Origin of the sequence: Psychrobacter sp. ER1, assembly GCF_048631835.1 — a bacterium.
In the GTDB taxonomy this organism is placed as follows: Bacteria; Pseudomonadota; Gammaproteobacteria; order Pseudomonadales; family Moraxellaceae; genus Psychrobacter.
Genome location: NZ_CP184640.1, coordinates 2,383,889 through 2,405,472, shown reverse-complemented (window position 1 = coordinate 2,405,472; position 21,584 = coordinate 2,383,889). Strand labels below are relative to the sequence as shown.

Here is a 21,584-nt window from a genome sequence, read left to right as displayed (position 1 = left end):
TGCTGTTATTTTATTTATGATAGCGCTCATCAGAAAAGAACTCCCTCCTCTTAATGCGCGCAGCTTAGAGTATTACTTTGTCGCAGCGCTTGTCAGTGTCGCCGCCGCCAACTTATTATTATTCTCTGCCATTCCTCATGTGGGCGCAGGTTTTGTTGCCTTAATCCTCTCATTGCCGCCACTGCTAACGTATCTTGGCGCGCTGATACTACGTATAGAGCAATTTTATATTGTCCGTGCGCTTGGGGTCATCGCAGCACTCATTGGAGCAGGGGCATTAGCCGTGCATAAATTCTCTGCGCCAGATTCTAGTGTGTTTTGGATTTTAATCGCACTTTGTGGTCCAGTGCTACTCGCTATTGGTAATATATATCGGACGTTACGCTGGCCCGATAATGCGTCTTCTGGTGCACTCGCTCCAGGTATGTTGATTGCGGCAGCGCTGCTGCTAGGTTTATTTAGTGCGATGTCAGACTTCTCTATCGCTGTATCTTTAGAGAACTGGTTGCCGCTAAGCATGATAGCTATACAAGCAGGCGTATTTGCTGGACAGTTTTTACTATTATTTCTATTGCAAAAGACAGGTGGGCCTGTGTTGCTGAGTTTGTTAGGTGCGGTAGGAGCCATTGTCGGCGTACCCGTCGCTATTTTTTTGCAAAGGGAAAGTCCACCAGAAGGTTTATTTTTAGGCGCCACCTTAATTGCGATTGGCGTGGCATCGGTGACATGGGGCGGCGTAAAAATAGCAAGAGTAAAAGAAGAGGTTTAATAAGTGTGTATAGGCGATAGCATTAAACTATAGAGTTATTAAAACCGTTACTTCCTAATGAGCACTTCTTATCTCGCTCGGATTATCAGTCTGGTTATCAGCATCTAGCTTATCAATAGCTGCTATGACTCAATAATTGGTTACGATTAACTTAAATCACTTTTTGTGGATACGACAAAAAAGGAGTATAAGTATCGTGGTTATTGTTGTCATGGACTCAGGCTATGAATGCAGCCACACGTTATCAATTATTAAATAATTTTACGATTCTTATTAGTGTTATCGGAGTAGTTATTGCCTTGTTAGATAGTGGTTTTACGCTACCGACGTGGCTCCAGCAAGTATTCCACATCTTCTATTTGGTCATTATCTTGCTGAGCTTTATGGTGACCGCTGGTCGTTACATCTATACCAAAAAGCCATTAACCTTTAATAAAGTCGCTGTCTTTGACGCACTGACTAGCATTGCCATTATCATTTTATTGACCGCGCATTTTACGGACTTAGTACGTTCGGGCCTAGCTGCTGCCGTTGATGGCTTTGTCGCGATAAAGATAGCGGTGTTTGTCACCTTCGTCCGCGAACTCTCCGATCATAATTTCAATCTCAATCGTACCTTTCTACACCCTGAGCAGTTTTTTATTCTAAGCTTTTTAGTCGTGGTGCTGGTTGGTGCCTTGCTATTGATGATGCCCAATGCGACGACGCAGCCACTGTCTTTTGTTGATGCGCTTTTACTGCGACTAGCGCGGTCTGCGTAACAGGGCTTATCGTCGTGGATACTGCCACCTATTTTACGACTTTTGGCCAAGTCATTATTATGGGGCTGATACAAATTGGCGGTTTGGGTATTTTGACCTTTGTGACCTATTTTAGTTATTTTTTTAAGGGTGGTGTCAGCTATGAGACACAAGCCAGCATCAGCGAGATGTCTTACATGCGTGGTATGGGTGATGTAGTGTCGACACTCAAGTCTATCTTATACGTCACATTTGCTGTCGAGGCGGTAGCGGCTGCGCTGATTTATGTCAGTATTTATGATATACCCAATATGGATTGGTCTGAGCAGTTATTTTTTTCAGTCTTTCATGCGATTTCTGCTTTTTGTAATGCTGGGTTCTCTACCTTTAGTGCTGGCTTATACGATGATTCGCTACGTTTTAATTATTCGCTACAGCTGATTCTGGCGATGACATTTATTTTTGGTGGTATGGGTTTTACTATTGTGGTCAATGTGCTTAGGTATTTACGTTATCGTGCTCAGCGGCTGATAAATCGTCATGACCAACGCTATATTTATCAGCCTTGGTTACTTAATATTAATAGCCGTATTACTTTGATTACCACAGGCGCACTATTGCTAGTCGGTCTGATTGGGGTGATGATCTTTGAATACAATAATGTGCTCGCTGACCATACCAGTTTTCTTGGGAAGCTGGTAACAGGGTTTTTTACGGCGGCTACCCCGCGTACGGCAGGATTTAATGTCATTGATATGGGTGAGCTGACGTTTCCAACGGTGATGCTGACGATATTTTTGATGTGGATTGGTGCTTCGCCAAACTCTACAGGTGGGGGTATCAAGACCAGTACCTTTGCGATTGCGTTATTGAATACATTGAGCCTAGCTCGTGGTCAGACCAAGATAGAGGTGTTTAAACGGGAGATTGCGGAGGTTTCAGTTCGCCGCGCATTTTCTATTATGTGGCTGTCGCTACTGGTCATCGGTACGGGCGTGACACTCATCAGTTATGATCAGCCAGAGCTTGATTTGATTAAAGTGGTATTTGAGTGCTTCTCAGCTTATAGCACGGTGGGCCTAAGTTTAAACCTGACAGCAGACTTATCAGATTTTAGTAAAATAGTGGTTTCGGTCATTATGTTCGTTGGCCGCGTCAGTATGCTGACGATATTTATTGCACTGCTAAAAAATATGCGTCAACGTAATTATCGCTATCCTACTGAAGAGATTACGATTAACTAATCCGTCGTAAACAGACTGAGTCGTTCTTAATAAATAGCAAAAAAATACTAAAAAAGGTTGTTTAAGTTATGAAATACATCATCGTAGGGCTAGGAAATTTCGGTGCATCGTTAGGATCGGCATTGACCAGTCAAGGGCATGAAGTGATTGCTATTGATAGTAGTATGCAACGGGTTGAAGCGTATAAAGAAGTGATTTCTCATACGTTGTGTATGGATGCCACGGACGAGTATACGGTTAGCGGATTACCAATCGTTGATACTGATATTGTCATCGTGGCAATTGGCGAAGATCAAGGCGCTAATGTCATGGCAACGGCGCTGTTTAAGACGTTAAAAGCAAAACGTTTGATCAGCCGTAGTATCAATCCGCTACATGAAAAAGTCCTACAAGCCATCGGTGTGGATGATTTGATTCACCCTGAAAAAGAAGCGGCCAATCGCTGGGCCAAGCGTCTGTCACTACGTTATTTTGTCGATTCGTTCGAATTGAGCGATAACTTCAGCATGGTAGAGATTAAGATTCCAAATGTGCTGATTGGTAAGACCGTTGACGACTTACAGTTAGAGCAAAAGTTTAATATCCGATTGCTTAGTACGTTGCGCTATGAGTATTATGAAGACAGTTTTGGTCGTACGCAGAGCAAGCCTAGTATTCAAGGTTTGGCGACGCCTGAGCAAGTATTGCAAGAGCGCGATGTACTGGTGATCTATGGTGCCAACAAACACATCAATCAGTTCTTACGTAGTGTGGGTGTGAAAATCAAATAGCAGCTTGTCATCGCAGTGATACCAGAAGGTATAGGGAAATGATTATGAATAAGCGAAGTATATCTGTCCTACTGATCGCTATAATGGCACTACTGTCAGGTTGTGATCAGTCCGCACAAGACCCGAACGTTCTTCTGTCCGAACATCAAAAAGACCCGATTAAAGAGTTGGCGATTACCTCAGACGTGGATCACAGTCAGTTTGGTTACAAGCAAACCTTTTATGTGCCGATTTATTCTGATATCTATACCGATAGAGACGCTCGCAAGGTGCTGCTATCGGCGACGCTGAGTGTACGTAACACCACGCTAAAAAAGTCACTGTATATCAATAAAATTGATTATTATGATACAGATGGGGCATTGGTCAAGTCATATCTAGATAAGCCTATCGAGCTACCAGCGATGGCCACGCTGAACTATATCGTCGAAAAAGAAGAGGACAAAGGTGGTTCTGGTGCCAACTTTATCATCGAAGTTGAAGGTGTAGATGAGACAGTCAGACCAGTGATAGAAGCGGTCATGATTGGCAACTTTAGCAATAAAGGATTTGCCTTTAGTACAGAAGGCACGCCCGTGATACATTGATATATGTATAGTCGGTGCGTAGTTTATAGTATTAAAAGAGCACTGTAGTATAGGCGAAAATAGTTTCGATTTTGCTATCTAGCGATGATCGTATACATGTATTAAACGAATCAACATGGACAGTTCAATTCAAGGAAGCGTTATGTCTGCAACCAAAGAAGAAATCAGCGCCTTTATGGCATTGGAGTTTCCCAAACCAAATGCGTCGTCGAGGCGGTCAACGAAAATGGCGCGACCTTATCGCATGAGATTGGCATAAACGAGCTGCGTCCCGGTGGCACAGTCTCGGGACCGGTCATGATGGCCGTTGCTGATGTCGCTATCTACGTCGCTATCCTCGGAAGAATCGGTATTGTCCCGTTAACGGTGACGACGAGTTTGACCATCAACTTTTTGCGTAAGCCATCAGCAAGTGCTCGTATTATCGCCGAATGTACCTTGATGAAAGTGGGACGCACGTTGATAGTGGGCGAAGTCTCTCTTTATTCAGAAGGCTCTGATGACATCGTGGCTCATGTGGTTGGCACGTATTCGGTGCCGCCTAAGCGTATTGAAGGTTAGCTAATTTGTCGTGTATTTTACTCACTCACTAGGGTCTGATCCTGGTGGAAACTCATGGCGTAGCTGCGCGACATTAGCAGTAGTCACTGTATCTGTGAAATTATTTAGATCGCTATGCACGTATTGTGTGACAGCTGCTATTTGCTCATCGCTCATCATGCGGTGGAATGATGGCATGCCGCGTAGACCATTGATTAATACACTAATAATATAGTACTTCGATTGCATCTTGCTATTATTGGCTAGCGGTGGATAGTAGCCTGCGCCTTGCGCGCCTTCACCTTTTTGCATGTGACAACCAGCACAAGAGTCATCGTAGAGCTTTTTGCCATTAGTGGCAAAGAACCCCGTTTTACCTTGTGTGCTGCCTTCAAATTTAGTGAGCCATCTCTGCATGCTGGCATCATCGTTCATTTTTAGTATTGAGCCTACATCGACAATATTGCTGGTGGGTTCAGTGAACTCGTTTTTGGACATATATACGCCGCCCCATGCACCCTGATTGCGACTGGCTTGATTGTCAAAATTGTTGTCAAATACCATGGGTGCGGTCTGCGGGTTGGCGATAGTGGCTGCGTTTTTTGCCTTATACTGACTACAGCCTGACAACGTTGTTAACACTATCGATCCGCCGACCATGAGCATCATTATTGCCTTGCTCGAGCTGAGTGGGCTAAATGGTTTGATTAAGTTTGATGTCACCATGTTCATGATTGTTCCTAATGTGCTTAGTCTCATTGTTATCATCCTTGCTTGAACGGCAGCCTGGTTATTCAAAGCTCATTACTCAAAAGCTGGCTATCCAAGTTTCTTGGCCTTTTGATGTAAGCGTTTGGCAGCATCCATACCGGATAATATCGCGCCTTCTTGCCATGCAGGAATATGTGAGCAATGCTCTCCTGCTAACACAATACGATGATCTATCTCGCATAATGTGTGATAGTACTGCTCACGACTTGACTCGCTCCAGATACCGTAGCAGCCAAGCGACCAAGGGATACGATGCCATGCGACGGATGTGCCTGAGCGGAACTCTTTGGTATATTGCGGATGAATCTGTTTGCCATAGGCGAGCGCCGCGTTGATACGTTCTTTGGGTGTCAATGAGTTAAATTTGTACGAAGTCTCGCCAAATCCATAAGCACCAAGTAGCACACCTGAGCCTGAGCTAAACATATCCTGTGACGGATAGGAGATTTGGGTGATCGGCAGATCAGTATAGGTGATGCCGCCATAGATCCATTCATCCTCTTCCCAAAACCGCCGTTTAAACTCCAAGCCCACTTTGTAAGAGCTGTCATAAGGAACGGCTGCCATCGCTTGCTTCATTGGCGCGGAGACATTGATATCAATCTGCGTCAGTATGGATAAAGGAATGGTGCAAATGCACCAATCTGCGCGCACTGTTTTGGCTTCACTGTCAGGGCTATTGCTATCGACATAGTCAATGGTAACCCCAGTTTCGTCTTGATTGATTTTGGTGACTTTGGCATTGAATGTGATCATTTCGCGACACTCACGTGTGAACGCATCACCGATTTTTCCCATGCCGCCGACGGGCTGAAACATCGCTGGTTGGTGGACATGGACGGTATAGTTGCTATAAATATCCGACCACATGCCTGAGTCTAATAGTTTATCCATTGGTATGGGGGTTGATGGCTTGGCATCTGGCATAAGACCACCACCGGGATATACACTATAGCCGCGATGCTTACCAGTCTCATGGCTTTTGACATAACGATAGTTGGTATCTAACACGCCCCAGCCCTTGAGACCTTCGAGTAGTTTTTCTTTGTCTTCTTTATTGACCGTACTATCTAGACTGCCCTTATTGACGGCTTTGGACAATAACTCTGACACGTAACCGCGGATATCGTTTTGCACCTCACCCAAACGCTGCGGCGCACCATTGAAGTGATTGGTACGGTGTAGATAAGCGCGATCATTGTTTTGGATAAAGGGCTGCAATGCCACGCCAAACTTTTTGCAGTAATGAAAGACCGCGTAGTGATGAATGGGCAGTCGCCATGGCCCGCCATTAAAATAATTGCCTTTTTCAAAGTCGCACGTGACCTCAGCACCGCCCAGCTCTGTATATTTGTCACCGCTGTTGAGTGTCCAGCTACGTCCGCCGCCACGATTTTGGTACTCAAGCACGGTCACTTTGTAGCCTGCTTTGCGCAGCTCATAGGCGGCAGTTAGACCACCCAATCCTGCACCCAATATCACGATACTAGCGCCAGCCGGTGCGCCTTTGAGGTTCATTTCTTCTTTAAAGCTTGACTCGGATGCAAACCCCAACGTGGTCATCGCTTGATACATCGCGGTCGCGCCTGCCGTCTTGCCTATCATTGAGAGCAGTTGTCGCCTCGTAGGAGATTGGAGCAGGTCATTCATAGGACTATCCTTATCGTGCTGAGTCTTTACATTATTATAAAAAGCGAAGATTAGAGCGTATTTTTTATAGTTAGTTTTATGGCTAGCTTTTTTCCTTTATCACACGCGTGACATCCGCTGCGCTGACATCGCTGTTTGGTAAACCACCAAAGGTGACGCGTACATAGTTAGTAATACTAGCGATTTGTGCAGGGCTTACATCTTTTGAGAAGCCGGGCATTTTTGGTGCTGTGTTAAAGGCACCTTTTGCCCCAAAGGCAATCACGCCAACGAGCGCATCAGTTTTTACGCGGCGAATACTACTGAGGCCAACGATGGATGCATAGCGTGCATCGGGCTGGGCGTAACCGTCGACGCCATGACAGCTAGCGCAATGTGTCAGATATAAGTCTTTTGGCGTGTTGCTGTTCAGACCGCTATTGTTGGCACTGCTAACCGTCTCGGCTTTTGCCTGCGCCAGATAGTCTTTTGCTCCAGTAAGTCATAAGTAATAGAATCGCTGACTGGTTGCGGTAGGCGAGATACATTGACAGGTATCAAATAGTCATCGGTCTTAATGGCTGGGACGACTTTTAGATAAGACGCCATCGCGATCAGGTCTTCGTCAGTGAGATAGCGTATACTATGCGCCACGGCTTCTGCCATTGGCCCGCCCGCATAAGCGCGCTTATCAAGAGTGCCTGTACGCAGGTAAGTTACGATATCCATTTCGCTCCAAAGGCCGATACCCGTATCGTTGTCAGGCGTAATATTTGGTGCAAACCATTTACCAAGTGGTGCTCCGGATAAATAGCGGTCTTTATCAAGACCTTGTGTTAAGTTGCGCGGTGTATGACAAGTGCCGCAGTGCTCTAAGTTATTGACCAAATATTCACCGCGCTGCTGAGTGTTCGTCAGCCCTGAGCGGTTTTCAGTAGAAGGCACATTGAACCGCCCCGACTATATCGGAGAGTGTTTTACTTGAGTCAGGCAGCAATGCCTGACAGGGTTAAATTGTCATAATACCGCTTTTCAAACTCAAAAGGCGACACATAACCAATCGTGCTATGCAGTCGTGTTTTATTGAACCAGTCCACCCATTCAAGCGTTGCCAGTTCAACATCATTTACACCGTTCCAGCTCTGCTTTAAATAATGAATCACCTCAGACTTGTAAAGGCCATTGACTGTCTCGGCCAAGGCATTGTCATAAGAATCCCCTGTTGTGCCAACAGAGGCAATAACACCAGAGTCCGTCATCTTATCTGTATAGCGAATGGATAAATACTGAACCCCGCGATCACTATGATGAATCACATCTTTAGGATTATTCCTGTATGCAATGGCCTGATTGAGCGCTGCCATCACCATATCGGTGTTCATGCGATTAGACACCTTCCAGCCGACAATAGCGCGAGCAAACACATCAATAATAAAAGCCGTGTATACCCAGCCGCTAGTTGTCTTGATATAAGTGAAGTCCGCAACCCATAGCTGGTTAGGGCGGTGGGCGCTAAAGTTACGATTGACTAAATCATTCGCCCGCAGCTGATCATCACGACTATTGGTAGTAATCTTACTCTTACCGCGCCAAACCCCTTGCATACCGTGCTGCTTCATTAGTCGCTCAATAGTACAACGAGCGACATGAATGCCGTCTGCTTTCATCTGCTGCCAGACTTTACGAGCGCCATAGCGGCACTTGCTATCCTGCCAGATGCGCCTGATCTCGCTGATGTAGAAGTCATCATGGTGGCAACGCAATGAGCGCTTGTGTGGGTTGTTGCTTAAGTCTTTAGCGCGATAATACGTTGATTGGGCAATCGGTAATACTCGACAAATTGGCTCGACCCCATAGAGGTGTTTGTAATCATCAATAAACTGAGTCATTATTTCGGTGGGCGGCCGAGCTCCGCCTGGGCGAAAAAGCAGCAGCCTTACGTATAATCTCATTGGCTTGCTTAAGCTCGCGACATTCGCGTTCAAGCTCTTTGATGCGCTCTTTGTCACTTTGAGCTTGCACTGAGGCAGGAATGGTTTGATCAATGTGCTTTTTATGCCACGATCGTAGGGTTTCAGGCGTACAGCCAATCTTAGGGGCGATGGCTTGAATAGCTGACCACATAGAGGGATAGTCACCTGCCACTTCAATCAGCATCCGAACGGCGCGTTCTTTGATCTCAGGAGTATAAGTTTGTCTTTTCATTGTCGTATTCTCTCAGAATGTTGAGTCTCCGACAATATCGGGGCGGTTCACATTGATGACATTCCATGCTAGCATCAAGCTACGGATATTTAACGGGAAAGGCAAATGAGTGGTTTTTTCAGGTGGTTTATCTACGATAGGAACGGTCTGAAAGTACGCGAACAAGGCGCTGATATCTGCATCTGTCATGCCATGATAAGATGGGTAAGGCATGGCAGGATAAAGCTGATGATTGGGTGCACGACCTTTTTGCAAAGCCTTTTTGAAGTCAGATTCAGTATAGTTGCCGATGCCATAGCGCGTTGACGGTGTAATATTGGTCGAATAGATATTGCCAATCGGTGTCTCAATTGGTACGCCGCCACTATAGTCTTCACGGTGGCAAGCCATACAGTCAGCAGTACGCGTCACGTAAGCGCCGCGATTGGCAAGCGCACTATTAGCAGGGCTAACATTTGGTAGGGTTATTGGACTGGGCAAAGTGTCCATTGGCAGACTGACAGTATCTGCCATCACGACGGTAGACACTAAGCTGAGTACTAGTGTCAGTGTTATTACTGAAGAAAACGACAATGATGGCATGATCGCAAAAAGTGGTTTTGCAATGCTTTTATAATACTGATGAAACATGTCTAATTCCTTTTTAAGCTTTCTGCAAATCACTACCAGAGTCTATTGAAAATCAGTGGCTAAACATTAAAAATACTATAGTCTGGCGGCTTCGACCTTGATACTTAAGTCAAGATTTTTGGTCAGTCCGAACCAAGCGAATTTATTGATATTCCATTTTGTACGATTAATCGTAGCAGTGAACTCGCCACCGCAAACATCTTTTCTGATGCTTGTGTTTAGATAACAATCGAACTTAGTCGCGGTTAGGCTAATTGGGTGGGTCTCGCCATGCAGTGTCAATTGTCCATCTACCCGAGTGACCTGCGGGCTTTTTTATCTTGATTGAAATGCCATTTTGTCGATTCAAAATGTGCTGAAGGAAATCTCTGCATATCAAAAAATTCAGGCCCCGTTAGACTATTATTGAAAGAAGGATTGCCTGTATTTAAGGAGTTTATCGGTATGATTAATGAGATATCACCTGATCTTAAGTTTGGATCGTATTGCAATTGACCTTTGATATTGTAAAAGCCACCAGTCGTGGCCGAGCTTTTAAAGTGTTCGATGGCAAATCGGATGTGAGTGCTGGCAGGATTAATAGTGTAGTTGGCCGCTTGACTGCTATTTGTAGCGCCTACAAGCAGCCATGGAATGGTCAAAAAAGAATAGATATGCGAAGGTTTTGGCCTAATAGACAACAAGCGCATAGCTACATTCCTGTGCAGGCTATTGATATAGAAGAGCTTATTCACAAGCGCTATCCGTGCGTTTGCTTAACAATAAGCCAGTGATTGTTAATTATTTATACAGGGTTTTTCAAATACTTAGTAGTGCTATTTTCGTAAAGAGATAACGAACGGCTCTGTTATATTCGAACGTCAATTCCAACTATTAATGCATAAGTATTGATACCTAATTATTGAAGCTAAGTACTGATGCATAAGTACTGAACCTAAGTGCTGAATTTAAATGTTAGAGTGCTCAATGCTAGACAAGTTAATACCAGTGTGTCTTTTATCGTCGTTGGTGCTGTGTGTTTTATTCTTAATCGATTGTTTAAAAAACAGGGCTGCGAGCGCACAGGCTATGGTTAATGACAGCAGCATTGAGACTAATGTATGGCTAAAGAAATGATCGCCAAACAGCATTTTATACAGTCCCATTGTCCAACCCAAAATGGTTACTGATATGCCTATCTGATAGCGGTATTTTCTTAGTGTCGGTAAAAAAGCCAGTCCATATAAAGAAAACCCTGCGCTGGCGTGAGCCGCTGGGAAGCATCTGGCAGGCGTTGCTGCTACGATGTTTTGCCAAAGGTTGAGGTAGGGCAAATCCCCATTAAAAATAACCAAGTCATTTGGGCAACTAACATGGGTGACGCCTTTGAGCGTGGCAATAGTAGCAGGTACAATCGCCAATATAATCAGTAGGTAGCCAATCTCGCGTATAGGTAAAGGAAGCAGAAATTTATCAAGTTTATTATGACTGGGCTTACTGAGATTTAGCTTATTGCGGTTTAAGGCAATAGCATTAAGCCTTGACTGTCTATACTTGATGATTAAAATCGCTATGAGGTAGACAGCCAATATAATCAATAATGCTTTGGGCAAATCATAAAAGATAAATGCATAAGGCTGCGCGCCTTTTTCAAGTAGCCAGTGACCATTATTATAAAAAAGCTCACTGATGCGTACATCTAATTGGCTATGCTCAAAAACTAAGGTGGCCATGATGGTCACGCACAGTAGTTTTAGCCAGTCCCAAGTCATTGCATTGTTTTCTGAAGTCATGACTACACCTGATAACGTATATGCGATGTTGATAGATCCTAATACGACCTTCGTTTTATTATTTTTCTAAAATAACGCTAGCAGCGTGTTGCGCTGTTAGGCGAGTGCTCGTCGTGTTTTAATAAAATAGAACAGACTCTAATAAAATAGAGCAGATAATGCCATTACCCATAAAACCATTAACAAACTTAACACTAAGAACTGAGCCGCAGAGCCGACATCTTTTGCGATTTTTGCGAGTGGGTGCTTGGCGGTCGAAGTATGGTCAACGCAGGCTTCGATACCTGTGTTGATTAGCTCAACAATCAAAGATAAAAAAGAAGCGACGACTAGCATCATTTTTATACCAAGCGCAAAAGGCATAACGATGACAGCAGCTAGCAGTACAAGATTGAGCCACACAACTTGTCTAAAAGCCGCTTCAAATTTATATGCGGCTTTAAAGCCATCTATAGAGTAACCAGTGGCTTTTATAATGCGGTAAATTCCTGTTTTGCCTTTGGCATGACTTGCGAAGCTGTCAGCTGCAAGTGCATTATCATGCGTCGTCTGATTGATAGAACTATGCTCGGCTGACGGCTCTATAAGGTTGGTATGAGTAATTTGCTTCATAGGGCATTCTTAACGGTCTATTAAAATTAAGATAGCCTGAGTATAAGACGGGAGAGGTTAAGAAAACGTTAAGAGGATATAGAGGGATGAGAATAAAGCATAATGGGTGTTTAAATTTGTCGTTTCCCAATCAGCAATTATTATTAGGAAATGAATATGTCTTTGAGCTATCACGAGGTTATTTATAATAAATACTAAAGGTGCTACCACCTGAGCGATTGGCTTGGTGAGTGAGCTGCCAGCCCATATGCGACATGATACGCTGGACGATACTGAGTCCTAGACCTGAGCCTTCAACCTTATGTTTTGTCTCATGCTCTGACGACAGGATTGTTTGCTCGTCTTTATACTGAGACTCTAGTCGCTCAAACCGTTCATAGAGTAAAGGCATCATCGCTTCAGGAATACCTAAGCCAGTATCAGTTACCGTGATTTTTTCGTCATCGATAGTAATGGTTACTTCGCCATCATCGGTATATTGAAACGCATTTTTTATGAGGTTGCCTAGTGCCATTTTTAGTAGTTCGGGCCGTACGTAAGCAATATATTCCTGCTCAGCAATGATCTGACAAGTGACAGACTTATACCGCAGCAAGTATTTCAGGCGCTGCATTTCCGCTAAGGCGATACTGTTAATAGAGGTTTGCGGTGCGTCTAACTTTTCAGGCGCGCGCGATAGTAGGAGCAGAGCGGTGATAATCTCGGAAGTTTCTTTTGCCGTGGTACTGATACGATTGGTAAACTCATTTAAGTGGCTGTCAGGGTCTAGTTGCGAGGCCAAGACCTCGGAAGCCCCCATGATAATAGTCAACGGCGTACGCAGCTCATGGCTGACATCACCAGTAAACAGTTGCTCGCGCTTGAGGTACTGTTCTAACTTGTGGTTTTTCTCATCGATGGCCCGTGCCAAGACACCAACCTCAGATGGCAAGTGTGTCAAATCGCTTAAGTTGTGATGGTCAGTCTCGACAGCTCGTTTCAAATCTAATAAAGGCTTGATGATCTGTTTGGAAGACAATTGAGAGAAGATAGCGGCGATAAGTAAGCTTAAAATCACGGCTACCTTTAACGTATCTGCAAATATGTCTTCTAGGTGCTCAAATATCGCCAAGACTGGATAATTTTCCATTACCATTTCTGTGTTTTCTAGGTAAGTCAAAATATAAGTTTGACCGTCTTGGGCGTAGGCAAAAAGATGCAGGTTGGCATGACCTGCTCCAGAGGCTTTATTAACAGTGACAGAAGTCTCTTGCACCGTGTCATTGGCTATCGCTTGCAAACTGGCAGGTGCTTTGTCATAGCGATAAATCTTGATACCTGGTTCAGCGACATAGATAGGCTGGTCACCATACTTTTCTTGACTAAGCTCTAGCTGCTGCAATAGGCGAGCCTTGACCAAATCTTGCTCTATTCGGCTCTCCGCGTACAAGAAAATACTGACAAAAGCTGCGCACAGTAATAATGCGAATATGAAGTAAGACAGTCTGAACTTATTGGCTATGGAGTCTATATTGAGCATGGCATGGGACAACCTAATAGAAAAGGGCTATATATAATAGAGCAATAAATACGATACGGTCAGTCAGTTAGTAAATTGGATAAGGTTTATTCAATCCATACTGCAATGATGACTACGCGCTTGCTGATTTATTAGGGTCAACAACTTGGTAACCTACGCCAGGTACTGTGACTATCATAGGTGTGTCAAATGGCTTATCGACCTGTGCACGTACGCTATGCATATGGGTGCGCAGTGCATCACTACTGGGTATGTCTAGCCCCCATACTTTTTCTTCAATCTCAGTTTTACTGACGACTCTAGGCGCTGCACTCATTAGGATATGCAATATTTTAAAGCCAGTTGGGGTAAGCTTCAGTGATTGTCCGTCGCGCATAATGGTATGCTCACTATTGTTTAAGGACAGCGCTCCGACCGCAATACTGTGGGCAAAATGATCGTCCTCGGTGCGACGTATGAGCGCTTTGATACGGCATTCCAGCTCAACCAGCGAAAACGGCTTGACCAAATAATCATCAGCGCCGCTATCAAAACCAGCGACTTTATCCAAGATTGTATCGCGAGCCGTGAGCATTAGCACAGGCGTTTTGTCATGCAGCTCTTCTCTGAGTTTTTGCACAGCTGCGTGCCATCCATACCTGGCAGCATCACATCTAGCAATATCACATCATAACGATTGTTTGAGGCGAGTGTTAGCCCGCTATAGCCGTTGTGCGCGTTGTCCAACTCAAACCCTTTTGGCTCAAAAAAGCATAAATATTGGCCACGATATCGGGGTTGTCTTCAATAACGAGTATCTTGTACATGATGCTGACCTAAAAAATAGTGGTTACCTAAAAGAACTGAACGATATAAAACGAATGTAGTGAGCTACTTTTAACAAATTATTTGAAGTAAATTATTTTTAGCCACTCAACTAGAATGACCCAATTTAAAAAAGTTGCTGCACCTTTGACTTCATCGGTCGTAATACCAAAAAAGCTAAGCAATGTCGGGGTAATAAAATCGTGCGACACGGGCTGATTGACCATACTAGAAAGACTTTCAGTATCGATACTATTACTATTGGGCGACCAAATTATCGTAGGCACGTGTTTTTGGGTATCGGGTGCGAACTTATAGGGCAAGCCGTGCAAGTAGATATTATTTTCACCCAAACTCTCCCCATGATCACTAATATATACCATTACCACATCATAATCTTGCTCATAAGGTTTTAACGTATCAATCACATTATTCAAAAAGTAATCGGTATAACGAATCGCATTATCGTAGCCATTTATCACAGACTGAGCATCACATTTAGACAGCTCATTGGTCATGCAGACAGGGTTATATTTTTCAAATTCTTTGGGATAGCGCTGGTAATAAGCGGGGCCATGATTGCCCATTTGATGCAGCAAAATAAGCGTGTCTTTTGGCATCTCTTTCTGTGAGCTGCCTGACTTTACAAGTTCATCAAACCCATCAAGCATACCGATATCTCGGCATTCGACATCACAGTTCGGATTGGTATCAGCCGTTTTGTAGTCCTCAAAAGTAACACGATCAGCCACGCCTTTAGAGCTAGAGTTGTTGTCTCGCCAAATGACATTGATCCCTTGCTTGCTTAGCGTATCGAGTACGTTCTCATTATACTTGGCTGTATCGATATCGTAGTCTGCTCGATTTGCATAGCTAAACATGCAAGGTACGGAGTAGGCTGTAGAGGTTCCGCAGGAGACGGCATCTTTAAAGCTATAAAGGTCTGACTGCTTTGAGAGCAGTGGTGTGGTATTACGTGTATAGCCGTTCAAGCCGAAGTGATCTGCGCGAGCCGTTTCCCCAACCACAAACACCATCAATTTAGGTTTGCCGCCGCCAGTAACACTATTAGCAGGTGACACACGCTTTGCATCTGTCGCATGTAGCGTGAAAGTATCAGGACGGCGTAGCTCATCGACATAGTTTTCGCCAAGTTTGATCGTAGAGTAAATAGGCGTGATCGGATTGGCATAAGAGCGAACTTGTTTATGTTGACGAAAGAAGCTGGCGTACTGGTCACCAAATGGTAAAAGACACGTTGCGATTAGCGCGATAGACAATATCAACGTGGCTGTCTTTTGTAGAATACTGCGTTGCCAAGTAAAGCGTTTCAACCGTATCTTGCTAATAATAAATGCCGGCAACACGCCCAGTAGCAGCACCCGAATGACCATGCTAGGGGCAAACAAGCCCATCGCCTCTGCTTGATCGGTCTCCAGACTGTTGATCAGCATGTTGGTGTCAAATATCGTCCCATAAGCATCGGTAAAATAACCGCATATAGCGGCAGCAATCAGTAGCGCAATCAATACTGGTTTGGCAATGGGACGATAGCAAAGCAGCTGTAATACCAGCCACATTAGTCCGAATAACATGCCTGTAATAGAGAGTATAAAGCCGACGTTTTTGTTAAATGGATAGACAGTCAGCACCTGCTCAAAGAACCCAATATTTGCAGTCGCTACCAAATATAAAGCCACGATGAGAATAAGATAACTGAGATTTATCTCGCGATCATAGGGCTTACTAAGGTAGCTGGTCTTTGCATTGGCCTTGGGTACTTTAACTTTGAGCACATTGGTCTTGATGGCTTGAGGTATGGACATACAGATACTTCTCAACAGATGGTAGGAAACGTCATTCCTTACCATAGCAAGTGGTCTGTTAAGAAGATGTTAAGGCGATTGATGCTACTTATAATAAGTTAGATGCTGAGGTGTTTTCTGAGATGATTTTATACATTCAAGTCAGGCAGGATTCATCATTTCCATTAACTGAGGTTTGTCCTTTATAGTGATGAAACCATAGTGCATATCGATAAGGTTCTGCTTTTGCCACGATTGGATGATTTTATTGATGGTTTGTCTGGTAGTGCCAAGCATAAAGCCAAGCTCTTCTTGCGATAAGCGCAGATCTATTTTGATATTACCATTCACTTGCTTACCATAAGTGTCAATCAGCCCAATCAGCATATTAGCCAATCGCGCTGAGGTATTGAGTGAGGTAGCATCGTCAATCCAATCAAATGCTCGTCGGATTCGCTCGCAGGTTATAAGCGCGAGGTGCTTGTATAAAATCGGATGCAACTGCGCTGTCTGAATGACTAGATTTCTTGGGATTGAGATTAGCGTCACTTTATTAATCGTCCACGCATCATGGGTGCGAGGATTGTCATCTATGATAGATATCTCACCAAACCACTCACCACTAGATAGATGCGCCAACGTCATGGCATGGCCACTAGCGCTCACGTTACAGACTCTAATCGTACCCGACACGACAAAGTGTAGCGCCGCATCATCGTTGTCACCGATGGCATGAATCATTTGGCCTTTTTGGTATACCTTTAGCACCGCATCGCCTGCCAATAGCGGCTGCACAATGGCTGGTAATTTACTAAACCATGGGTCGTTATTCAAATAATGATTGATATTCATAAGTGTAATGTTTTTGACAGATTTGGTTTTATAAAATGGTGTAAAGTAATCATTCAGGATATCTAACACAGTAAAGGAATACACCATGCAAACAACTATGCAAACCGCGACATCAACGGATTCAACCTCGAGTGTACACCATAATATGAGCGAACAAGAGTGGCAGATGCGCGTAAATCTTGCTGCCTGTTATCGAATGATTGCCTTTTATGGTTGGGATGATTTGGTATTCACTCATATCTCTGCGCGCGTACCAGGCACTGAGGATGAGTTTTTAATCAATCCGTACGGGATGTTATTTGAAGAGATTACCGCTTCTAGTCTAGTCAAGGTTAACAAAGCAGGCGAAAAAGTAGCACCATCAGAGTTTGACGTAAATCCAGCTGGATTTATCATTCATAGTGCTGTACACGAAGCTCGCGACGATGCGCATTGCGTTATCCATCTGCACACAAATGATGGCGTGGCCGTCTCAGCGCAAGAAAAAGGCCTGCTACCTATCTCGCAACAATCATTATTTCCACTATCTAACTTGGCATACCACGACTACGAAGGTGTCGCATTAAACCCTGAAGAAAAGGTTCGTTTGGTTGAGGATCTAGGTGATGCTCACTTTATGATTTTGCGTAACCATGGTCTGCTCACTTGTGCCGATACGGTCGCCAATGCGTTCTTGTACATGTATATCATGCAAAGAGCGTGTGAGATTCAGATCAAAGCGCAGAGTGGGGGCGGTGCATTGACGCCGATACCAGCACAAATATTGGCCGGTATCCAAGCTGCATCAGAGCAAGTCACCCGTGGCGCGAATGGCGATATCGCATGGCCTGCGTTACTAAGAAAATTGCGCCGCACTGATCCATCGTTTGAGGAGTAAGTCTCTAATGATAACTCTTGATGAGTGGCAACAGCAGGGGCAGTATGAATCCATTCATGGGCATCAAATCTTTACTCGGTATGCAGGGGATAAAAGTGCACCTGTATTGCTATTGATTCATGGTTATCCTAGTGCCAGTTGGGACTGGGAAGGCATGTGGGACGCGCTAACCGAGCACTATTATGTCATCACCCTCGATATGCTAGGGTTTGGGTTGTCAGATAAACCAAAAAACGCGCGCTATCTAATCAGTGAACAGGCTGATATTTATCAAGTTGTTTTGCAAAAACTGGGCGTTAATGATTATCATATATTAGCGCATGACTATGGTGATACGGTAGCTCAGGAGTTGCTAGCCAGACAAGTTGAGGATAGTGCTGAGCGACACATTGCCAGCGTATGCTTCTTAAACGGTGGTCTGTTTCCAGAGACGCACAAACCTATCTTGGTGCAGAAACTACTGCTCTCGCCATTAGGTCCTCTGGTATCAAAGCTGATTAATAAGCAGAAATTTGCGGGCAGTCTACAGCGGATATTTGGCCCAAACACGCCGCCTACGTCAGAGGTGATAGACACGCTATGGCAGCTGTTAAATCACAATGATGGGTTGGGTGTGATGCATAAGCTGATTAACTATATGCCACAGCGTCAGCAATACCGCGAACGATGGGTAGGCGCGATTATCAACAGTACTGTACCGGTGAAATTAATCGCAGGTGCCAAAGATCCTATCTCAGGTCAGCATATGATTGATCGTTATCGCCAGCTGATACCCAACGCTGATATAACCAATATGCCTAGGCTAGGTCATTATCCGCAGGTAGAAGATGCAGCGGCAATCACAGCGGCCTATCTGCAATTTAGACGCAGTATTCTGTAAATACAGTTCAATCTAACAAACGCAGGGCATCACATGGTGCTCTGCGTTTGTTATTCTCTTATCATCTTCTAATTCTTAAAAAATGCATAAGTCTAAATGAGACTAATATCCGTGAGCGTAGTCACAAAGCTGTGCAAAAGGTTTTTGATAAAATGATCACTAACAAATGGCTAATTATCATTAAATGGCCTATATGCGTGGTGCCACAAGATATTGATAGTCCGATAAGAAAAGCATACTGAAAAATTTGAGATTTTGGAGCGCAGTATAAGAGATTGTCTTTTCAAGTCTCCACTAGGGTCTTAAACCTCAACACTATCTGTCCAAGAGAACTCTTCTAAGATACGCATCCACTGATCGTCTAATCCTGCTGTTAGTACTAGTGGCTCACCAGTGACGGGGTGGCTGAGCGCCAAAGTCTGTGCATGCAGCAACATACGCGTGCAATCATAGTGAGTACGAAAAATCGTGTGTGACGTATATCGCCGTGACTGGTATCACCTACGATGTGATGGAATACATGTCTCATATGCCGACGCAGCTGATGTTTGCGTCCAGTTTCAGGCGTTAAGCGCACCAGACTATAGCGGCTAGTGGCATGCTTTTTTGATACTGCAAATGGCAGCTCAATTTGTGCCAAGCTCTGCCAGTGAGTGACCGCTTCTTGAGCAGGTTTATCTAAGTTCGCAAATTTATCGGCAATGGCATCAGGTTTAAAGCTAAGCGCATAATCAACAGTACCTTGTTCAGACATAAAGCCACGCACCACGGCCAAATATTGCTTGGTCACTTTGCGTTCAGTAAACGCTTCGGTAAGGCTGCGTGCCACGGCTGAGCTCTTGGCAAACAACAACACACCTGATGTAGGTTTGTCTAACCGATGTACTGGAAACACATGACAGCCTACCGCATCACGGGTGAGCTGCATGGCAAAGCGTGTCTCACCTTTGTCCAGCCAACTGCGATGCACCAACAGACCAGCTTCTTTATTAATCGCTACTATATACTCATCTTCATAGATAATTTCTATTTGATCAGCAGTATTGCCTTCGATATCCATGTTTTTATTGCTCATATTTTAGATGCGTCAATTATATATCCTTTTTATTGTACCTGTAGTGGCATAATAAATTTAGAGTCAGACTTTGAGTACGGTATTTTGGTTTCAGAAGGGGAGGTAGAGTCCGAAGGCAAGGTTTGTCGACAAGATCAGTTATTCCGTTTTCATGATAGCGATGTCGCCAATAATAAAAGTATTAAGTTGGCTGCTAAAAGGGCACACGTATTATGTTTATCGGCGGCGAACCGCTTAGTAATCAAGTGCTAATGTGGTGGAACTTCGTTACTGATAACAAAGCTGAGATTGAACAATCTATTGTTGATTGGAATAATGGCCATGAGCGTTTCGGTAATGTTGACTCTGATATGAAGCGCTTGCCTGCACCTGAATTACCTAGGGGTTTTAAAGGCTGATTACAACTTATCTCACCCCTCACTATTTGACCTTAACTCGTAGAAAGCTGCTTAAGTAAAATACTGCTTAAATAAAATAAGGGTAGTTTGACGTAAGGATTAGAAAGGGTAGGTCGACCAAACATCAAGTCCTGATTCACACATAATTATCACGATGTTCAAGCATATGCGAATCAGGACAATATTTGAAATATAGCTCAGTTGGCTTACAATCAGAGCACCAACGCTTAAGTTCTATAAAGGACTTTTACGACATGCCAGCCAAATTTGGTCTTTACTAAATGCGGGGTAAATAGTTCGCCAGTAAAGCAAACCTTATCGAATGGCCCTACCATATCACCTTTGCCAAACTCACCTAAGCTGCCACCTTTTTGCCTGATGGGCAAGTTGAGTATCGTTTGGCCAGTACATCAAACTTAGCGCCTTTTTTAAGCTTGGCAATAATGTCCTCAGCTTGTTCTTTATGTTTTACTAAAATGTGCAATGCGCTAGCGGTACGAGCCATAATGTAACCCTTCTATAAAATATTAATTATCAGGACATTATATCACTACTTACTTTAGTTGCTAACATCACTTGCAGGTGCTGATTTCTCCCAAGTCACTATCTATACAGACACGACTATTTGGGTTTCGGTACATAGCTGTACCTTCATAATGTCAAATCACGGAATCAAACTATCTACCAAAAGCTGAGTACTAGTGTTTAATGCCTCATTAGCGAACTTTTTATTTCTCAAGCTATGACTGCACACCGCTTCAGTTTGAATAGAAAAATCAGAATAGTGCTGAGTGACCGCCCAAATATGAAAAATTAAATGGATGGCAGACACGGACTTAATCTTGTTATCTGCAATCCAGCCATCAATCACTGCCACCTTTTCACGAACCAAAGACCTTAAAGGGCCTTTTAATACGGCCATCAAATGAGGTGCCCCTTGTATAATCTCTAACGCATACAGTCTCGATGCTGCAGGCGATTTTTTTGAGATTTTATATTTTTCTTCAATGTAGGTCTTAAGGGCAACCCTTGGATCTTGGTTGGCGTTAATCTCACTCAAAGGCGATAGCCACTTACTCAGCACCTTTTCTAAAACAGCAGCATA

The 21,584-nt window shown here is 44.0% G+C and carries 23 protein-coding genes, 3 pseudogenes and 1 other annotated feature; of the genes and pseudogenes, 9 read left to right on the top strand and 17 right to left on the bottom strand.

Annotated features, from left to right (window positions below; genetic code table 11):
* The first annotated feature begins 16 nt into the window (after positions 1–16).
* The 6 genes and pseudogenes from ACOBWA_RS11170 to ACOBWA_RS11145 all read left to right on the top strand — a co-directional run bounded on the left by ACOBWA_RS11170 (position 17) and on the right by ACOBWA_RS11145 (position 4,671).
* On the top strand, positions 17–769 hold the full coding sequence (locus ACOBWA_RS11170; protein ID WP_420229394.1) for an EamA family transporter: 753 nt from the start codon (positions 17–19) through the stop codon (positions 767–769).
* 224 nt (positions 770–993) lie between these two features.
* Positions 994–1,530, top strand: coding sequence for a hypothetical protein (locus ACOBWA_RS11165; RefSeq protein WP_420229393.1), 537 nt, complete (start codon positions 994–996; stop codon positions 1,528–1,530).
* A 14-nt stretch (positions 1,531–1,544) separates the two neighbouring features.
* The gene (locus tag ACOBWA_RS11160; protein ID WP_420229392.1) at positions 1,545–2,753 is read left to right on the top strand and encodes a TrkH family potassium uptake protein; all 1,209 of its coding nucleotides are present in this window, start codon (positions 1,545–1,547) and stop codon (positions 2,751–2,753) included.
* A 68-nt stretch (positions 2,754–2,821) separates the two neighbouring features.
* On the top strand, positions 2,822–3,523 hold the full coding sequence (locus ACOBWA_RS11155) for a potassium channel family protein (RefSeq protein ID WP_057761091.1): 702 nt from the start codon (positions 2,822–2,824) through the stop codon (positions 3,521–3,523).
* 44 nt (positions 3,524–3,567) lie between these two features.
* Positions 3,568–4,110, top strand: a complete 543-nt coding sequence (locus tag ACOBWA_RS11150) for a DUF3124 domain-containing protein (RefSeq protein WP_101206454.1) — start codon at positions 3,568–3,570, stop codon at positions 4,108–4,110.
* A 142-nt stretch (positions 4,111–4,252) separates the two neighbouring features.
* Positions 4,253–4,671, top strand: a pseudogene (locus ACOBWA_RS11145) (PaaI family thioesterase).
* A gap of 21 nt (positions 4,672–4,692) precedes the next feature.
* Here the strand turns inward: ACOBWA_RS11145 and ACOBWA_RS11140 are convergent.
* From ACOBWA_RS11140 to ACOBWA_RS11075, 14 genes and pseudogenes are all read right to left on the bottom strand, one after another.
* Positions 4,693–5,382 carry a c-type cytochrome gene (locus tag ACOBWA_RS11140; RefSeq protein ID WP_420229391.1) on the bottom strand — a complete coding sequence of 230 codons (690 nt, stop codon included), beginning with the start codon at positions 5,380–5,382 and terminating at the stop codon, positions 4,693–4,695.
* An 87-nt stretch (positions 5,383–5,469) separates the two neighbouring features.
* On the bottom strand, positions 5,470–7,071 hold the full coding sequence (locus ACOBWA_RS11135) for a flavin monoamine oxidase family protein (RefSeq protein WP_420229390.1): 1,602 nt from the start codon (positions 7,069–7,071) through the stop codon (positions 5,470–5,472).
* 82 nt (positions 7,072–7,153) lie between these two features.
* Entirely contained in the window at positions 7,154–7,453 is a 300-nt protein-coding gene (locus ACOBWA_RS11130) for a c-type cytochrome (protein ID WP_420230764.1), read from the bottom strand.
* 26 nt (positions 7,454–7,479) lie between these two features.
* Complete coding sequence (locus ACOBWA_RS11125; protein ID WP_420229389.1) at positions 7,480–7,995, bottom strand: c-type cytochrome; 516 nt, start codon at positions 7,993–7,995, stop codon at positions 7,480–7,482.
* A gap of 41 nt (positions 7,996–8,036) precedes the next feature.
* Positions 8,037–9,255 (bottom strand): IS3 family transposase gene (locus tag ACOBWA_RS11120; protein ID WP_261871193.1). Its coding sequence is split into 2 segments (ribosomal slippage): positions 8,037–8,976 and positions 8,975–9,255, totalling 1,221 coding nucleotides; the frame shifts between segments, so codons are not numbered across the junction.
* Positions 8,865–8,980, bottom strand: a sequence feature (AL1L pseudoknot). It overlaps the preceding gene by 116 nt.
* A gap of 12 nt (positions 9,256–9,267) precedes the next feature.
* Positions 9,268–9,885, bottom strand: a complete 618-nt coding sequence (locus ACOBWA_RS11115) for a c-type cytochrome (RefSeq protein WP_420229388.1) — start codon at positions 9,883–9,885, stop codon at positions 9,268–9,270.
* Between the two features lie 75 nt (positions 9,886–9,960).
* A complete protein-coding gene (locus ACOBWA_RS11110; RefSeq protein ID WP_420229387.1) occupies positions 9,961–10,167 on the bottom strand; it encodes a YceI family protein in 207 nt (68 codons plus the stop codon).
* An 8-nt stretch (positions 10,168–10,175) separates the two neighbouring features.
* The gene (locus tag ACOBWA_RS11105; protein WP_420229386.1) at positions 10,176–10,619 is read right to left on the bottom strand and encodes a YceI family protein; all 444 of its coding nucleotides are present in this window, start codon (positions 10,617–10,619) and stop codon (positions 10,176–10,178) included.
* A gap of 213 nt (positions 10,620–10,832) precedes the next feature.
* Positions 10,833–11,657, bottom strand: coding sequence for a PAP2 family lipid A phosphatase (locus tag ACOBWA_RS11100; protein ID WP_420229385.1), 825 nt, complete (start codon positions 11,655–11,657; stop codon positions 10,833–10,835).
* A 138-nt stretch (positions 11,658–11,795) separates the two neighbouring features.
* Positions 11,796–12,269: a diacylglycerol kinase gene (locus tag ACOBWA_RS11095; protein ID WP_420229384.1), complete on the bottom strand. Its 474-nt coding sequence runs from the start codon at positions 12,267–12,269 to the stop codon at positions 11,796–11,798.
* Between the two features lie 178 nt (positions 12,270–12,447).
* A complete protein-coding gene (locus ACOBWA_RS11090; protein ID WP_420229383.1) occupies positions 12,448–13,788 on the bottom strand; it encodes a sensor histidine kinase in 1,341 nt (446 codons plus the stop codon).
* 112 nt (positions 13,789–13,900) lie between these two features.
* Positions 13,901–14,594, bottom strand: a pseudogene (locus tag ACOBWA_RS11085) (response regulator transcription factor).
* A 78-nt stretch (positions 14,595–14,672) separates the two neighbouring features.
* Entirely contained in the window at positions 14,673–16,418 is a 1,746-nt protein-coding gene (locus ACOBWA_RS11080; protein WP_420229382.1) for a phosphoethanolamine transferase, read from the bottom strand.
* Positions 16,419–16,559: 141 nt separating this feature from the next.
* Positions 16,560–17,249: a Crp/Fnr family transcriptional regulator gene (locus tag ACOBWA_RS11075; protein ID WP_420229381.1), complete on the bottom strand. Its 690-nt coding sequence runs from the start codon at positions 17,247–17,249 to the stop codon at positions 16,560–16,562.
* An 85-nt stretch (positions 17,250–17,334) separates the two neighbouring features.
* Here ACOBWA_RS11075 and ACOBWA_RS11070 point away from each other — a divergent pair, with 85 nt between their 5' ends.
* Positions 17,335–18,126: a class II aldolase/adducin family protein gene (locus tag ACOBWA_RS11070; protein WP_420229380.1), complete on the top strand. Its 792-nt coding sequence runs from the start codon at positions 17,335–17,337 to the stop codon at positions 18,124–18,126.
* 7 nt (positions 18,127–18,133) lie between these two features.
* Positions 18,134–19,006: an alpha/beta fold hydrolase gene (locus ACOBWA_RS11065; RefSeq protein ID WP_420229379.1), complete on the top strand. Its 873-nt coding sequence runs from the start codon at positions 18,134–18,136 to the stop codon at positions 19,004–19,006.
* Between the two features lie 379 nt (positions 19,007–19,385).
* Here the strand turns inward: ACOBWA_RS11065 and ACOBWA_RS11060 are convergent, their stop codons facing one another.
* On the bottom strand, positions 19,386–20,081 hold the full coding sequence (locus ACOBWA_RS11060) for a pseudouridine synthase (protein WP_420229378.1): 696 nt from the start codon (positions 20,079–20,081) through the stop codon (positions 19,386–19,388).
* 212 nt (positions 20,082–20,293) lie between these two features.
* Here ACOBWA_RS11060 and ACOBWA_RS11055 point away from each other — a divergent pair, with 212 nt between their 5' ends.
* A complete protein-coding gene (locus ACOBWA_RS11055; protein ID WP_420229377.1) occupies positions 20,294–20,479 on the top strand; it encodes a pirin-like C-terminal cupin domain-containing protein in 186 nt (61 codons plus the stop codon).
* Positions 20,480–20,706: 227 nt separating this feature from the next.
* On the opposite strand, the pseudogene ACOBWA_RS11050 reads toward ACOBWA_RS11055, so the two are convergent.
* A pseudogene (locus tag ACOBWA_RS11050) lies at positions 20,707–20,984 on the bottom strand (peptidylprolyl isomerase).
* A 159-nt stretch (positions 20,985–21,143) separates the two neighbouring features.
* On the bottom strand, positions 21,144–21,539 hold the full coding sequence (locus tag ACOBWA_RS11045; protein ID WP_420229376.1) for a TetR family transcriptional regulator C-terminal domain-containing protein: 396 nt from the start codon (positions 21,537–21,539) through the stop codon (positions 21,144–21,146).
* Between the last annotated feature and the right edge of the window lie 45 nt (positions 21,540–21,584).